At 45.1% G+C, this 554-nt stretch carries 2 protein-coding genes; one reads left to right on the top strand and one right to left on the bottom strand.

Annotated elements, in window-relative coordinates:
* On the bottom strand, positions 1-171 hold a 171-nt coding region (locus R7O13_RS29855), incomplete at its 3' end, for a DNA polymerase III subunit psi (RefSeq protein ID WP_318305592.1).
* A 51-nt stretch (positions 172-222) separates the two neighbouring features.
* Here R7O13_RS29855 and R7O13_RS29850 point away from each other — a divergent pair.
* Positions 223-554, top strand: a 332-nt coding sequence (locus R7O13_RS29850) for a hypothetical protein (RefSeq protein WP_318305591.1), incomplete at its 3' end; no start/stop codon positions are given.

The following is a 554-nucleotide window of genomic DNA, read 5'->3' as shown; positions in this document are numbered from 1 at the left end:
GAACAGTATCGCTGTCTCATTCGTAGGACAGATGGGTGAGACCAGCAGAAGTTTGCAAGAACTTGGCAAATCTATAGTTGGCGGTTGATAGCCTGCCAACCTTTCTGGATGAATCAACTCCCACGAGGTGATTCCCATTTCGTGTAAATACTGTTTCTCGTTAATTGACATTTTTCGTCACCTGTTTGAACGAGGCAATCCTATCAAAAAGTCAGAGGTGTTATGAAGCTTTTCCAATCACTCTTTACTGTGATGATGGTAGCGACCATCAGTTTTTCCACATTTGCGAGCAGCAATAATGATGACTGGGAGCTGATCGCAACCAAGACCGTCAACTTCCAAACGGAGACAGACACCGTTACGCCAAATAGTCTGATCAAAAACCGTAACTTCAGTAAAATCAAAATAAAGTGCATTCAAGGCACCGTCGATTTAAAAGACATCAAAGTCACCATGACCGACGGCAGCGAGAAAAAACTCACATCAATGGGCACGCTCACCAACGGAATGTCAACGCGAGCTTGGACACTACCAGGAGCGGAGGACGCGAAACT

It is taken from the genome of Vibrio sp. Y176 (assembly GCF_033438945.1).
The sequence above is the reverse complement of the archived record's forward strand: the minus strand, read 5'-3'. Positions and strand labels throughout refer to the sequence as shown.